General features: G+C 46.4%; 9 protein-coding genes and 2 pseudogenes. 7 read left to right on the top strand and 4 right to left on the bottom strand.

The genetic code is table 11. The features are described 5' to 3' along the window. Window positions 1-86 precede the first annotated feature (86 nt). Window positions 87-725, bottom strand: a complete 639-nt coding sequence (locus D0A37_RS28625) for a pentapeptide repeat-containing protein (RefSeq protein ID WP_242719747.1) — start codon at window positions 723-725, stop codon at window positions 87-89. Between the two features lie 57 nt (window positions 726-782). Between D0A37_RS28625 and D0A37_RS28620 the strand changes: the two genes are divergently transcribed. Then, a complete protein-coding gene (locus tag D0A37_RS28620) occupies window positions 783-1,328 on the top strand; it encodes a protein-tyrosine phosphatase family protein (protein ID WP_242719745.1) in 546 nt (181 codons plus the stop codon). Window positions 1,329-1,492: 164 nt separating this feature from the next. Here the strand turns inward: D0A37_RS28620 and D0A37_RS28615 are convergent. Both D0A37_RS28615 and D0A37_RS28610 read right to left on the bottom strand, forming a co-directional pair. Next, window positions 1,493-1,859 (bottom strand): annotated as a pseudogene (locus D0A37_RS28615) (penicillin-binding transpeptidase domain-containing protein); the annotation flags it as partial. Window positions 1,860-2,090: 231 nt separating this feature from the next. Further along, complete coding sequence (locus tag D0A37_RS28610; RefSeq protein WP_242719743.1) at window positions 2,091-6,986, bottom strand: CHAT domain-containing protein; 4,896 nt, start codon at window positions 6,984-6,986, stop codon at window positions 2,091-2,093. A gap of 81 nt (window positions 6,987-7,067) precedes the next feature. On the opposite strand from D0A37_RS28610, the gene rnhA reads away from it, so the two are divergent. The 6 genes and pseudogenes from rnhA to D0A37_RS28580 all read left to right on the top strand — a co-directional run. Further along, a complete protein-coding gene (gene rnhA / locus D0A37_RS28605; RefSeq protein ID WP_242719741.1) occupies window positions 7,068-7,973 on the top strand; it encodes a ribonuclease HI in 906 nt (301 codons plus the stop codon). 384 nt (window positions 7,974-8,357) lie between these two features. Further along, entirely contained in the window at window positions 8,358-9,146 is a 789-nt protein-coding gene (locus tag D0A37_RS28600) for a HipA family kinase (protein ID WP_242719739.1), read from the top strand. Continuing rightward, complete coding sequence (locus tag D0A37_RS28595) at window positions 9,124-9,588, top strand: DUF3037 domain-containing protein (protein ID WP_242719737.1); 465 nt, start codon at window positions 9,124-9,126, stop codon at window positions 9,586-9,588. The genes D0A37_RS28600 and D0A37_RS28595 overlap by 23 nt, the downstream gene beginning before the upstream one ends. A 354-nt stretch (window positions 9,589-9,942) precedes the next feature. Next, the gene (locus tag D0A37_RS28590; RefSeq protein ID WP_242719735.1) at window positions 9,943-10,356 is read left to right on the top strand and encodes an MAPEG family protein; all 414 of its coding nucleotides are present in this window, start codon (window positions 9,943-9,945) and stop codon (window positions 10,354-10,356) included. Window positions 10,357-10,507: 151 nt separating this feature from the next. After that, window positions 10,508-11,380, top strand: a complete 873-nt coding sequence (gene blaOXA, locus D0A37_RS28585; RefSeq protein WP_242719733.1) for a class D beta-lactamase — start codon at window positions 10,508-10,510, stop codon at window positions 11,378-11,380. Window positions 11,381-11,890: 510 nt separating this feature from the next. Beyond that, window positions 11,891-12,160 (top strand): annotated as a pseudogene (locus D0A37_RS28580) (DUF4277 domain-containing protein); the annotation flags it as partial. Window positions 12,161-12,201: 41 nt separating this feature from the next. Here the strand turns inward: D0A37_RS28580 and prfA are convergent. After that, a complete protein-coding gene (gene prfA / locus D0A37_RS28575; protein WP_242719731.1) occupies window positions 12,202-13,296 on the bottom strand; it encodes a peptide chain release factor 1 in 1,095 nt (364 codons plus the stop codon). Between the last annotated feature and the right edge of the window lie 273 nt (window positions 13,297-13,569).

Genomic DNA, 13,569 nt, shown 5'->3' with positions numbered 1-13,569 from the left:
GTCGCGTATCAGAGAGCGCCAGCAAGAGCCTTTGATGTTTCTTTCGTGGGATGGGCAGGAAGCCCACCCCCGATACACCATGAATTTTAGTCAACAATCGCCCCATCTAAGCTTGTTTTTCTTAAGTCTACTCTAGCTAAATTTACACCTCTTAAATCGGCACCTGTTAAACAAACATTGCTTAAATCTGCATAACTCAGATCGGCACCTTTCAGATTAGCATCACATAAATTTGCTCCTGATAAATTCGCCCTCACAAGCTGCGAGCCACTCAAATTGCTGCCACTCAAATTAGCCGATTGCATCTGTGCTGCCATTAAGTTTGCTTTGCTTAAATTAGTGCTGCTCAGGTTAGCCAAATTCAATTTAGCATAACTCAAATCAATGTTTTCCAAGCAAAGGTCGCTCAATTGCGCGCATCGCAAGTTAGCATTAATAAAAAATCTGTCTCCAATCGCATAACGGCGCAGAAATTCGTCAACTTCCAGCCGAATTAAAACCGGTTCGCAAGTATTTTGGTAGCACCACGATGTCTCCAGCAAACCGGCGGCTGCTTGAATTGCTACCTTGTCGCATTTAGGGAGAACCAAACTATTGCATCCATCCCACTCACCGTTGAGCATGAATGCCATCTCAGAAGCTGCTGCACTTGAGTCGCATAGCAAAACGGTTTCTGGTTTGGGTTGCAGCCAGTTCATTAAACCGATCGAGCTGTTGTTTTTCACTGTAGATTCAGGATGTGTGCGTCTTTCTTAATTATAGGTAAAAATATTGAAAACATTATGCACAAATTCGCTGCGGCTTCAGAGAGTGAATTAGTTGTGTTTGGTGCAGCTAGACCAGGATACCGCGATGCAGAAATTGCTCGGTGGATTGAATTTATGCAGGGGCATAATATCAAGCAAGTGTGCTGCTTGCTTGCTCAGAGGCAACTCATCCGCTACAGTGATTTACTGGGAACATATCGGAAAATATTTGGATGCGATCGTGTTTGCTGGGCACCGATTGCAGACTTTGAATTGGTCGATCGCGATATTTTAATCGATCGAATATTGCCCTTCTTGGAATCTGCAGATAGCAAAGGCGAACGGGTGGTAGTTCACTGTTCTGGGGGGATCGGACGTACAGGACAGGTTTTGGCTGCTTGGTTGGTCAGCGGGCGGGGATTGTCTAACAAACAGGCGATCGCAGCAGTAAAAAAAACTGGCAGAAATCCCTATGAAGCAGCAATCGTAGCTTGTTTGAAAGGTCGAAACCCCTGGCTAGTCGTTGAAGAACTTAATGCTATCTTAGATGATTGTCGCCTTGCTGCGAGAAATGATATATAGCACTATACCAACTATATATATGTGCCAATTGCGTAAGTTTTAAAAGATTTAAAAGACTCGGCTTCCTACGATCGAAATCAGGCCTCCAATAAATGGCTGTTTTGGCTATCACCGTTAGCCGATCCGCTGGCATTTTTGCGAATATTAGAAAACAAATAACGCACTTACAGCAGCGCCAGATCCTTGAAGCAACGGCGCGTTAACTCGATTCTTGCAGAGGCGTCATCTTTGTTGCGGATGTCAATGTTTGTCGCAAAAAAGTAAACATTTTTATTATTTTCTAAATAACCTACATAAGCTGTTCTGGATTTAAATTGTATGTCAAAAAACAATAAAACTCTTGTGGGGTGTCCCGCCCGCCTCGAATATTCAATTTAAATGCGCGACAGCTTACCAGCCAATTTGAGGCTTTGTTTGTTCTCCAAAATTTGCCCAGCCTGTTTTGGCTCTAATTGTGTAATCGGGAGTTTGTTCAACAATTATGATGTCTTTCACCAGAGACAGCGATCGCTCAGAAAAGGGTAAGTCATTTTATCAGAGGGGACACAGAGCTATAAAGCTGATAGGTCAACCGTTTTAGCGTTGTTGTCGTCGCCTGAAGGCATTGTCGCCCCGTCAAGCGATCGCGTGGTGGTAGACTCAGCATAAAAAATAGTGAAAAGGCCGATCGCACTCGGAACTTGCTTGCTTGCGGGCGATCGACTTTTGCCGAAAAATCATTGATATTCAAGCAATAACAAATCACTAATCACTAATCACCAATTACCAAGGACTCCCAATCATCACAAAAGCCGACCAATAATAAGGATGCGACAACTTTAAATCCGCAAACCCTTGCAGCGAAGCCGGCAACTCCACCCCCTCACCCCGACTCAAACCCCGCAATCGGCCACCCTCCAAACGCACATCTCCCCGCAACATCGCAATTTGCGCTTGTCGCAGCGCCGCCCCCTTAATTCGCGCCGTCTTCAACTGCTGGTAAAACTCACTCATCAATCCCAAAGTACCTTCATCACTCACGTACCACAAACTCCCCAAAGCCGTTTGCACCCCCGCTTGCAGCGCCAAACCCCCGAAACCCAACTCCGCCTGTGCATCTCCCACCGCAGTCCGACAAGCACTTAAAACTAACATATTCACCTGCGGATCATTCAATCTCAAATCCCGCAATTGATCCATTCGTAGCCGACTATTCCATAACTGAATAAAAGAATTATTCGGTGCTCCAGGTCGAAATTCGCCGTGAGTAGCTAAGTGAATAATGCCAAAAGGCCGGCTTTGATGCTGTCGCTTCAAATTATCCAAAGTGAAATCCTCATTCAGAAAACTAACTCCTGACCACTCTCGGGAAATAGCGGCTATTTCAGTAGGAACTGCAGGCAAAGGATTCAAATCGGAAAATTCCGAGGCACCCATTGCTAAAACTTGAGAATTTCTGATATCTACGTAGCGAGTATCTGTTAAATTAATGCTGGGCATCAGGCTAAGATTGTACTTTTCCACCAAAAATTGCTGTCCGTCGTGCAAAGCAGCAAAGGGCATACCTCTCAAACCTCGATCGACCACAAAGGAAATAGTATCCGTTTCGCAGTTTTTCAAACTGTCCTCTAAAGGCGCAATCATCCACTTATAAAGCTGTTGGGAAGATGGTAGATAACTCGTAGTAGCCCGCACTCCCGGTTTGGTAATCTCATCCCTGAACTGAGTTACAACTTTCAGAAGTTCTTGTCGGTTCGCTGACGGCACACTTTTGTGAACCACTTCACCGCAAGAATTTATTAGCATTAAATTTAATTCTTCGGGCTGCGAGAACAGATAAATTAAGCTGGGTTTCGTGCCCGTTTCTGCGCCCACGGATGCTAACTTTTTTTGAATTTCCTCTGGGGATACCAACTCGTCGCTGATGTTGATGCCGAAATATTCCCCGAATTCTTGGCTGAAAGATTTGTCCAGCAGAGACAAAGCTTCCGATATTTTCCCTGCCTCCAAAGTCCTGCCGATGTCGCCGCGAAATGCTGACTGAATAACTGAATCTCTGATATTTGAATTGATGAAATTTCTCAGTTCTCTGGGAGATTGCATTCTTTCGGGCAGCATCCTTTCTCCGGGTTTTCCTATATCTCGCGATATTCTGTTTTGGTTCTCCCGCTGTTGGCGACTAAAGGGTTGGTTGGGTTCGGGGAAAAGCGATCGTGTTCTATCGAATGCCGGTCTATCCCTTGGTAATGTTGGCGACGATTTTGGATTATTGAAATCAGAGGGAGTAGGAGGAGTAGGAGGAGTAGGAGGAGTAGGAGTAGGAGGAGTAGGAGTAGGAGGAGTAGGAGTAGGAGGAGTAGGAGTAGGAGGAGTAGGAGTAGGAGGAGTAGGAGTAGGAGGAGTAGGAGTAGGAGGAGTAGGTTGGTTGGTAGTGACGATCGCACTATTGCCTTGAGTGTAAGAATTTATGAAAGATTGCCCGTGAGTAATCGTACCCAAAGCATTGCTGGCGATCGCCCCAGCAGTACCGTTAGTCGTCGCATCTCCCACCGCAAAAGGTATCGGCGGATTGACATCGCCGCCGCCGTGGCGGATCGTCACTGTACCCGGTTGAATGCCACCAAGAGTCGAAACGCTAAGAGGAGTGCCGTTTTGGTCAAAAGTACCCGTCACTCGAACTAAACCCGGAGTTGCGAGTTCAACATTACCGCCCGGAGCATTGATCGATACCACACTGATATCATTTTGAGCGTTAAGATTTACTGTTGAAGTGCGATCGGCCCTAACAACAGGATTAACATTTATTCGCCCAATTCTGATTTCGTTTCCAACTAAAATTCCGACACTTTCGGCAGCACTTATATTACCCGTGCTGACTGTTCCCCTGCTGCTAGTGACATCAACTGCAACTCCCTGCAAGTCTCGTGAATTTACATCGAGCGGCGCGGTTAAATTGACATTTCCTGTTGTAGCGTCGGTATTGCCAATATTAATACTTCCCGTATTGCTATTTACATTAACTCCAACTCCCCGCAAATCCCCGGAATTTACATTACCAGAACTTGTCAAATTGACATTTTCTCTGGTGGCGTCGATATTGCCAATATTAATACTTCCTGCATTACTGTTTACATTAACTCCCACTCCCCGCAAATCCCCGGAATTTACATTTAGCAGCGCTGTTAAATTGACAGTATTTTCTGTTGCTGTAGCGTTTTCAATATTAATACTTCCCGAACTGCTATTTATATTAACTCTTTCTCCCAGCAAATCCCCCGAATTTACATTTCCCGAACCTATTATATTAATATTCCCAATAGATGTAGTATTACCGATCGCAATATTTCCCTGAGCGCTATTGATTTCAACGGCTCCACCTTGCAAACTCCCTGCATTTAAATCGCTGGATGCTCTCAAATTAATAGTGGCAGTGCCAGCGTTAATCGAGGCCACATTCATATTAGTTTGTGCATCCAAATTTACTGTAGGAATGAGGGGATTAACTGGATTTGTGGTCACAGGATTAACAGTTATTGCCCCTGTGTTGATTTCCTGTGTCGCTAGAATTCTGACATCTCCAGAAGTAGCGATCGCCCCCATATTAACACTTCCCGTACTGCTGCTAGCATTGACAGTCGCAGCGGTGAGATTACCTACTGTTAAGTCCCTAAAAGCTGTCAAATTGATATTCTCAGTTGCTGTAATATTGACAGGTGTAGTATTAGGCACAAGGGTATTGGCATCAGTCACAACCCCCAATGCTCCGGAGTTACTGGTAATATCAACATTAGATCCCTGCAAAGTCCCAAAATTCACATTGCCAAAAGCTCTGAGTTCGATCGCCCCGGAAGTCCCAGTATCGATCGATCCTGTGATGATATTACCCCGAACAGTATTCAGACTAATACTGCCGTTGATATCAGCACGAGAAATGTCACTTGTCAAGATAATATTGTCATTAGCTTGAATATTAATTGTAGAACTAGACGTTAATCTGCCCCCAGCTAGCACTCCGGCTTCCCTGCTTTCGATACTAATTTGACCGCCATTAATATCTCTAGTGGCGATACTTCCCGGCGCTGACAAAATTACAGGCCCACCGGCTGAAATATTTTCAACTGAAATCAAACTGCTCGATAAAAGTGGGCTTGTAAATATCGAATCTTCATCTAAACTGTTAGTAGGAGGATTTAGCAGATTTGCCACTCCCGCCCGCAGAATTAAGGCCGGACTGCTGCTTAAAGTAGCAATATCGGGATCACCACTCACATTTTCCCTACCCAAGGCAATATCGGGGCCGGTAATTGTAATATCCTCGGCAACAATGCTCCCCTTCGCCTCGACTTTCAGCGAAACACCAGTATAATCTCCAAAGAAAACATCTCCTTCCGAACTGATAATCGGGTCAAATAAACTGACAAAGTTTCCCGGCATTCCCGACAAATTGCGAATCGAAAAATTGCCACCCGAAACAAAGTGAGAATCCCCTGAAATAACTCCGTTGCTAACCAAACTCAAATTGCCGCCGCTTTGGAATTGCGGGGGAAGAGACAAACCGCCGATCGCATTTTGAGTGAGAATATCAATAGTGCGATCGCCCTGAATGTATAAATCCCCCCCAGCCTGCGCCAAAAAAGGATTCTGGGCGCTGTCCCTGACCCGCACCGCATCCCCACCCAGCAAACTCAAATCCCCCGTAGTTTGCAGCCTAGCGCCTGCTAACGTGAGATTTTCCGCAGCCCATAAATTCGCACTTCCCGCATTCAACTGCGGCAGCCCAGACACATTAGCCGCAATCGCCACATCCCCAGAATTCACCTGCAAACCAGAACCCACAAGCCGCACAGAACCGTCATCCGCAACCGCAACACCCGCCGCCTGATTTTGCCCAGTACCTGTCAGCAACTGCGGCAAAGAAATAGGATTCAAAGTCTGTTGAGAATTACCAAAATTTCCGCCCGTTGCTATTTCCAAACTCAACAAATGCCCCGGTTGACTAATGCGGAGAACCTGATCTCCCGCAACAGCAGCAACAGTAATTTGTCCACCCGCAGCCGACAACTGCCCGGTACTAACAACCGTACCGCCAAGCAAAGCCAAATTTTGCCCCGGAGTCACCGCTAAATTGCCAGCATTAACAATACTTCCCGGTACACCCGCACCAAAATAAAAAGCATTTGGCGTACCCACCAAGGCGCTAAAATTATTTGTACCCGCAGCATTAAACCAATTATTACCAAAACCAACACCAGTAGCAGTAGTTGCAGTAAAAGCCGCCGGCACATTCAAACTCGCGTTGGGGCCAAACACAATCCCCGCAGGATTAATTAGAAACAGATTAGAATTGCCGCCCGTGACAGTAATTAAACCGTTAATTAGCGAAGCGTCCCCGCCAGCAATTCGAGCTAATATATTCTGAATAGCCGAATTTGTCAGAAAATTAGCAATTTGACCTTCATTCAAGCCGAACTGCCCAAAACTGTGAAAAAGATTCGCGCCGTCTCCCGACAAACTGCCACCCTTGATATCATAGCGGTTGCCACTGGGGGTGACAACAGTACCCGTACCGTCAGTAGCAGGGACTATGGGCTGTGCTTGCGCGAAAGTATTAAAAATTAACAAAGAAAACGGCCAAATAAATAGCGCAACCTTTTTAATCTTTAAGTTGGCATTTTTCATAGCAGCAAGTAAAACTATCTCAATTGCCTTAATTATCGCACTTGCAAACAACTTACCTCTAAATAACAAATTAATTCGCTCATGACAACTCCCAAAATCAAAAGCCTCTACACAGACGGCGCTTGTTCCGGCAACCCAGGCCCAGGTGGCTGGGGTGCAGTAGTTTGTTTCGCCGACGGCAACTGTCACGAACTTGGGGGTGGAGACCCCCAAACTACTAACAACCGCATGGAAATGCAGGCCGCCGTCGCTGCGCTGGAATTTTTTGCCAATTCCGGTCAAACCGAACCAGTCACCGTTTACACCGACAGCGAATACGTTAAAAACGGCATCACTAAATGGATTCAAGGCTGGAAAAATAAAGGCTGGAAAACCTCAACGGGCAAAGATGTTGTCAACCAAGACCTCTGGCATCTGCTAGACAAGCTGAATTCCCGACAAGTCAAGTGGGAACACGTCCGAGGCCACTCCGGCGACTTCTACAACGACAGATGCGATGAAATCGCCCGCAGTTTCTCCCACAATCTCACTCCCGAACTGCAACAGCGCAAACCAACGGGAGACGAGGCCGGGGCGGGCACGGGGGCACCGTCCCTACACTTTGACAACACAATTGTTTCGGAAGGAACGGACACAACTGGTAACAAAACGATAGAATCCTATGTCATAACTTCTGACCTTCCGATCTCCAACTCTACCATGATGGATTCAACTGCCGATACCCTGGAGAACTTGCCCCGCGAGGTGAGGGTTCAAGACCTCCGCAATCTGATCGAAACGTTGCACATCGCCGACGAGGTTGCGACGAAAGGCTACTTGATTACCAGTTCTGAACTGGCTGATTTGATGGATGTAAATGCCAGCGCTGTCACCAGTCGTGGAGACAACTGGGTTTGGCGGAATTGGGTAGTTTCGCGGGTGCGGCGCGAAGGCAACCAAATTCTCTGGCAATTAGAGAGAATCGACCACGTTAGTACAACTGATTAGTGGTTAGTCATGAGTTATTAGTTGATTAATAACTGATGACTAATGACTGTCTCAAAGCAAGATTTGGCAAAATTCCGTAGGGACACAACATTAGTTGTGTCCTTTTAGTCATCAGTTGAGTAAACAGACTACTTAACATCAGTCTCAGTTAAAAGAAAGAATCCAACTGTAAACTCGTGCTCAAAACCCTCATAAAATGGCATTGCACAATTTGAGGAGGATTATTGTGGGGAGTAGGGGTTACGCCTCCCGCCTGCTTTGAAAATAAAGCGGACGGGCGGGACGCCCATCCCACAAAACAATCAAAATCATCCCGCAATTATGGAACGCCCATAAAATCAGTGATTTTGCATCTAAAATCTCAAATCGAAAATCTAAAATAGCATGAGTATCAGCTTGCGAACAGTCACTGCTACCAGGTATGTCACTCCTTTGCGCGAGGGCGGGTCGCTACCGGCCATCGTCGAAGCAGATGATGATGGTATGTACGTGCTCAAATTTCGCGGTGCGGGCCAGGGAGCCAAATCTCTGATCGCCGAGTTAGTGGCGGGAGAGATTGCTCGCGCCTCCGGGCTCCCAATCCCCGAACTCGTCTTTGTTGAACTAGATCCCGAACTGGCTCGCACTGAGCCTGACCCGGAAATTCAAGATTTGATCCGAGCAAGTGCTGGCCTCAACCTCGCCCTCGACTATCTCCCGGGCTCGATCACTTTTGACCCGATAGCGGGGAAGTCCGATGCGGATCTGGCCTCAGAAATCGTCTGGTTCGATGCTTTTGTGACTAACATCGATCGCACGTCGCGCAATGCAAATATGCTGGTATGGCACCGCCGGCTTTGGCTGATCGATCACGGTGCAGCCCTCTACTTTCACCACACCTGGAAAGATTATCTCTCGCGCAGCCGCGATCGTTTTCCGCCAATCAAAGACCACGTTCTGCTGCGTTTTGCTAGTACGCTGGAAGCGGCAAATTCCAAGATGACTCAAAGGCTAACGCCGGACATCATTCGCAACATTGTTAAACTAATTCCTGATACTTGGCTGGTGGGAGATTCTCCTTTCAGCGATAGCAACCAACATCGCAATGCTTATATCGAGTACCTGCTAAATCGGCTAGAATCACCACATATTTTTTTGGAGGAAGCGATTAGTGCCCGATCGATTTCTGTATGATTATGCGATCATTCGCGTTGTTCCCAAAGTTGAGCGCGAGGAGTTTATCAACGTGGGGGCGATCGTTTCCTGCGGTACGAAAAAATTCCTCGAAGCCCGTATCGAAATAGATGAACAGCGCTTGATGGCGATCGACTCAACGTTGGATCTGGAAATGATTCGCAATCACCTAGCAGTCATTCCCATCATTTGTGCAGGCGGCAAGGAATCTGGCGCGATCGGTCAACTTCCCCACAGAGAGCGCTTTCACTGGCTCGTAGCACCCCGCAGCACGATCGTTCAGACATCGCGAGTACACACTGGTTTTTGCCAGAGTCTACCGGGTGCGATCGAACACTTGCTCGATACAATGGTGCGATCGTCTTGCCGCCAACCATCTGTAAAGGCTCGGTTGCTAGCGGCTGGAATTGACACTCAGGAGATGCGATCGCACTCTAGTTAGCGTCAGCTTGTCGGTTAGATGCTGCTTTGAGCTTGGTGGGCGATCGATCCATTTCGGAAAACACTCAGAATATCCGAATTATTCATATCTCTCTTCTCGACCTCTGCGTGAATCAGCGTCAATCCATTGTCATCTGCGGTTAATACATTCTCGTTTTTTAACCGCAGATACAGGCAGATAAACACAGATTAACGCAGATGAATTAGAGCAATTCCGATTGCATCGTCGGTGATTGTTGACCCTTCCGATTCCCGGTTCCTGCCATCGCTGTTGGCTGGATTTGACGCCCGACGATGCTACAGGATTTGATCTAACTTTTCTAAAGTCTTAACCACACTTTCGCAAGCTAGAAAGATGATGCAAATTGAACCGATAAATATGACTTTCCCTCTCTGGGGTTTAGCACTTTTCATTTTATGGACGATCGCGGTTGTTACCATGCTCCTAGTAGTCAGGATTCGGCATCTATCTGCAGGCGGATCAGTAAAAGATTTCAGTACACAAAACGACGACAGCTTGCTTTGGCGACTATTTCGAGTACAATCAAACTTGATAGAAAACCTGCCTTTGTATTTGGGAGTGGTTTTCCTTCTAACCGTTAGGGGTGTGTCAGGAACAGCAGTAGATTTGCTGATTGTTGTGTACATTCTATTTCGGCTTGTACATTCAGCGATTCACATTGCTGGTCTCGATCCGAAGTTTCGGTTTTTCAGCTTAGTAATTCAGTTAAGCTGCTTGGTCGCCTTAACTATTATGGCAGTTTTCTAGTTGAGGAATTACGCAATTGACAGCTATATATAGTAGGGTGTGTCAAGGGCAAACCTTAATTGTTTCTTACGCAGCGTAAGTCAGACGCACCTTACCAGTCGATCGCGCCTGGAACATTACTGCCGATGATTTGGCTAACTTATTGAAGTTTATGAACCGAATATCTCGTGCGATAGCTGTTATTTTAAGTGTAGTAGGCTGCATTAGTTTTGTTTTACTTCAACCACCGCAGTCAGCCTTAACCGTACCACCTCCCGTGCCAAAATCTTCACCTCGCAGAGGAGATTTGGCTCAGACAATGAATTTTGGACGGCACTTTCAAGAACTAGGAGTGGAAGGCTCGATCGCGATTTACGATTTGAATAGCGATCGGCTTTATCAACACAACCCGCAGCGTAACGAGACAGCTTTTTTACCCGCATCTACATTTAAGATTCTCAACTCTCTGATTTCCTTAGAAACAGGGGTAATTTCAGATGAGCTTGCCGTTCTAACTTGGGATGGAACTCAAAGGCAAATTCCCGCATGGAATCGAGACTTGAATATGAGAGAAGCCATGAAACTTTCCGCCGTTTGGTTTTACCAAGTTCTCGCCCGCCGAGTCGGACACGAGCAAATGCAAAAATGGGTAGCTCAAGTCGGTTATGGCAACCAAAAAATCGGTAACAAAGAGGATATTGACAAATTCTGGTTAGAGGGAGAACTGCGAATCACACCTAACGAGCAAATTCAATTTCTCCGCCGTCTATACAAAAATGACTTACCCTTTTCTGAGCGAGCGATGTCTCGGGTGAAAGACATCATAATTGTTGAACAAACTCCCGATTACACAATTAGAGCCAAAACAGGCTGGGCAAATTTTGGAGAACAAACAAAGCCTCAAATTGGCTGGTATGTAGGTTATTTAGAAAATAATAAAAATGTTTACTTTTTTGCTACCAACATTGACATCCGCAACCAAGATGACGCATCTGCAAGAATCGAGTTAACGCGCCGTTGCTTCAAGGATATGGCGCTGCTGTAAGTACGTTATTTGTTTTCTAATATTCGCAAAAATGCCAGCATATCGGCTAACAGTGACAGCCAAAACAGCCATTTATATCAACTCCGGTAGCCTCGGAATTAATATTACCCACAGCTATAGTAGGGTGCGTCAGGGGCAAACCCTAATTGTTTCTTACACAGCGTAAGTCAGACGCACCTTACATCCCACATTCCGCACCCCCGAAGTGGCACATACACGGATTGAGTGGCGAGAGAGTGAATCATCCGAGAAAATAGTGAGTAGAAATAGTCAATAATCTCTGTCGCTCAGCATCACTCTGTTGAGAATGCCTGAAAATTGACGTGAGGGCGTGAGTTAAATCTGATCTGGTTAAAATTGCGATCGTCACAAACCAAGTTTATTACCGCTCCGTAACAGGATTGATGAGGAAAATACGTTAATTGCAATCACGAGCGGTAGCCAACCATCACCAAAAAATAGTGTAAACTTGCGAGCCAGAGTCCCGATAAAATTACGATTTAGCAGCCCGTGCTAAAAAAAACTGAGATAACAGTAGAAAACTTAGAGCACCTAGGTTTAGTAGCAGGTCTAGTTGATTCCCTAGGAACCGTCCAAAAAATCAATCACTTAGTAGGCGAACAACCGGGCGAGATAGTCAGTCCCGGTCGGGTAGTTTAAGCCATGATTATCAATGGATTGGGGCTAGTATGTGCCCCACTATACTTATTTTCTCAATTTTTTGAAGGGAAAGCAATAGAACCTTTAATTGGAGAGGGGATTCAAGCATCACAAGGGAACTGAGGCTGAGCAAACAATGCGCCTAGCCCCCCATCACTCGATCAATTAGTAGAAGCAGCCAACTCAGCCAAACGTTCCTGCTGATCCTGAGAAATGCAAGTTTGAATAATCCCCTCAATATCCCCTTCCAAAACACTATTGAGCGAGAAATTTTCCCCCAAACGGTGGTCGGTAGCCCGATTGTCCTTATAGTTGTAAGTGCGAATCTTCTCCGATCGCGAACCAGTACCAACCTGAGCCAAACGCCGCGACTTCACCTCATCCTGCTGCTCCCGCAACTTCATCTCATAGAGCTTAGCCCGCAAAATCTGCATCGCCCGCTCCTTATTCTGCAACTGACTGCGCTCCTCAGTACAGAAAATCCGAATTCCCGTCGGCTTGTGAAACAAATCCGCAGCGGTTTCCACCTTGTTCACGTTTTGACCGCCAGCGCCGCCCGATCGAGCCGTGCTCATCTCAATATCCTTTGGATCGATGTGAATCTCCACATCATCAACCTCCGGCATCACAGCTACTGTCGCCGTCGAAGTATGCACCCGGCCGCCAGCTTCAGTCACAGGCACTCGCTGCACCCGGTGTACTCCAGCCTCAAACTTCAGCTTGCTGTAAACGCTGTCGCCTGTAATTTCCAGAATTACCTCTTTAAAGCCACCCATTTCCGCCAGCGACTCGCTCACCAACTTCACCTGCCAGCCTTGAGTTTGAGCGTAGCGCGAATAGAGCCGCAGCAAATCTCCCGCCCAAATACTAGCCTCATCTCCGCCAGTACCGGCCCGAATTTCCAGCATAATATTCTTGTCATCGTTCGGGTCGCGGGGGAGCAGCAAAACCTTCAAACGACTTTCCAAACTCTGCAGCTTCGCCTCAAGTTCCTGAACTTCCAGCGCGGCCATTTCTTGCATATCTCGATCGCCCGCTGCTTCCTTGAGAACCTGTCGCACACCTACTAAATCGTCCTGAGTGGTTTTCCACAGAGCAAAAGTATCGACCACTTCCTCCAGGGACGATCGAGCTTTTGCTACCCGTTGAAACTCTTGATTGTCCCTAGCCACATCCGGGTCAGCCATGCGGCGAGTCAACTCATTAAAAGTTTGCTCTACCGACTTCAATTTATCCAGCAAATAAGATTCAGCCATTGTCAGTTGTCCTCCGTCTATCGATTTTAGATTTTAGATTTTAGATTTTAGATTTTAGATTTGAAGAACAGTTGGGGTAGAATCTCGATCGAACTTAACTCTATCGCACTCAAATGCCTGCATAGCAAGTCTTCAATCTAAACTCTCCAATCCGAGGGCGGATCGATTTTAGATTTTAGATTTTAGAACTCAAGAGCAGTTAGGATAGAATGTCGATCGAACTAAACTACCTGCATAGCAAGTCTTCAATCTAAAATCTAAAATCCGAGGGCG

The organism is Microcoleus vaginatus HSN003, assembly GCF_022701255.1.
In the GTDB taxonomy this organism is placed as follows: Bacteria; Cyanobacteriota; Cyanobacteriia; order Cyanobacteriales; family Microcoleaceae; genus Microcoleus; species Microcoleus vaginatus_B.
Note: the sequence above shows the minus strand (reverse complement) of the source record. Positions and strands in the feature narration are given on the sequence as shown.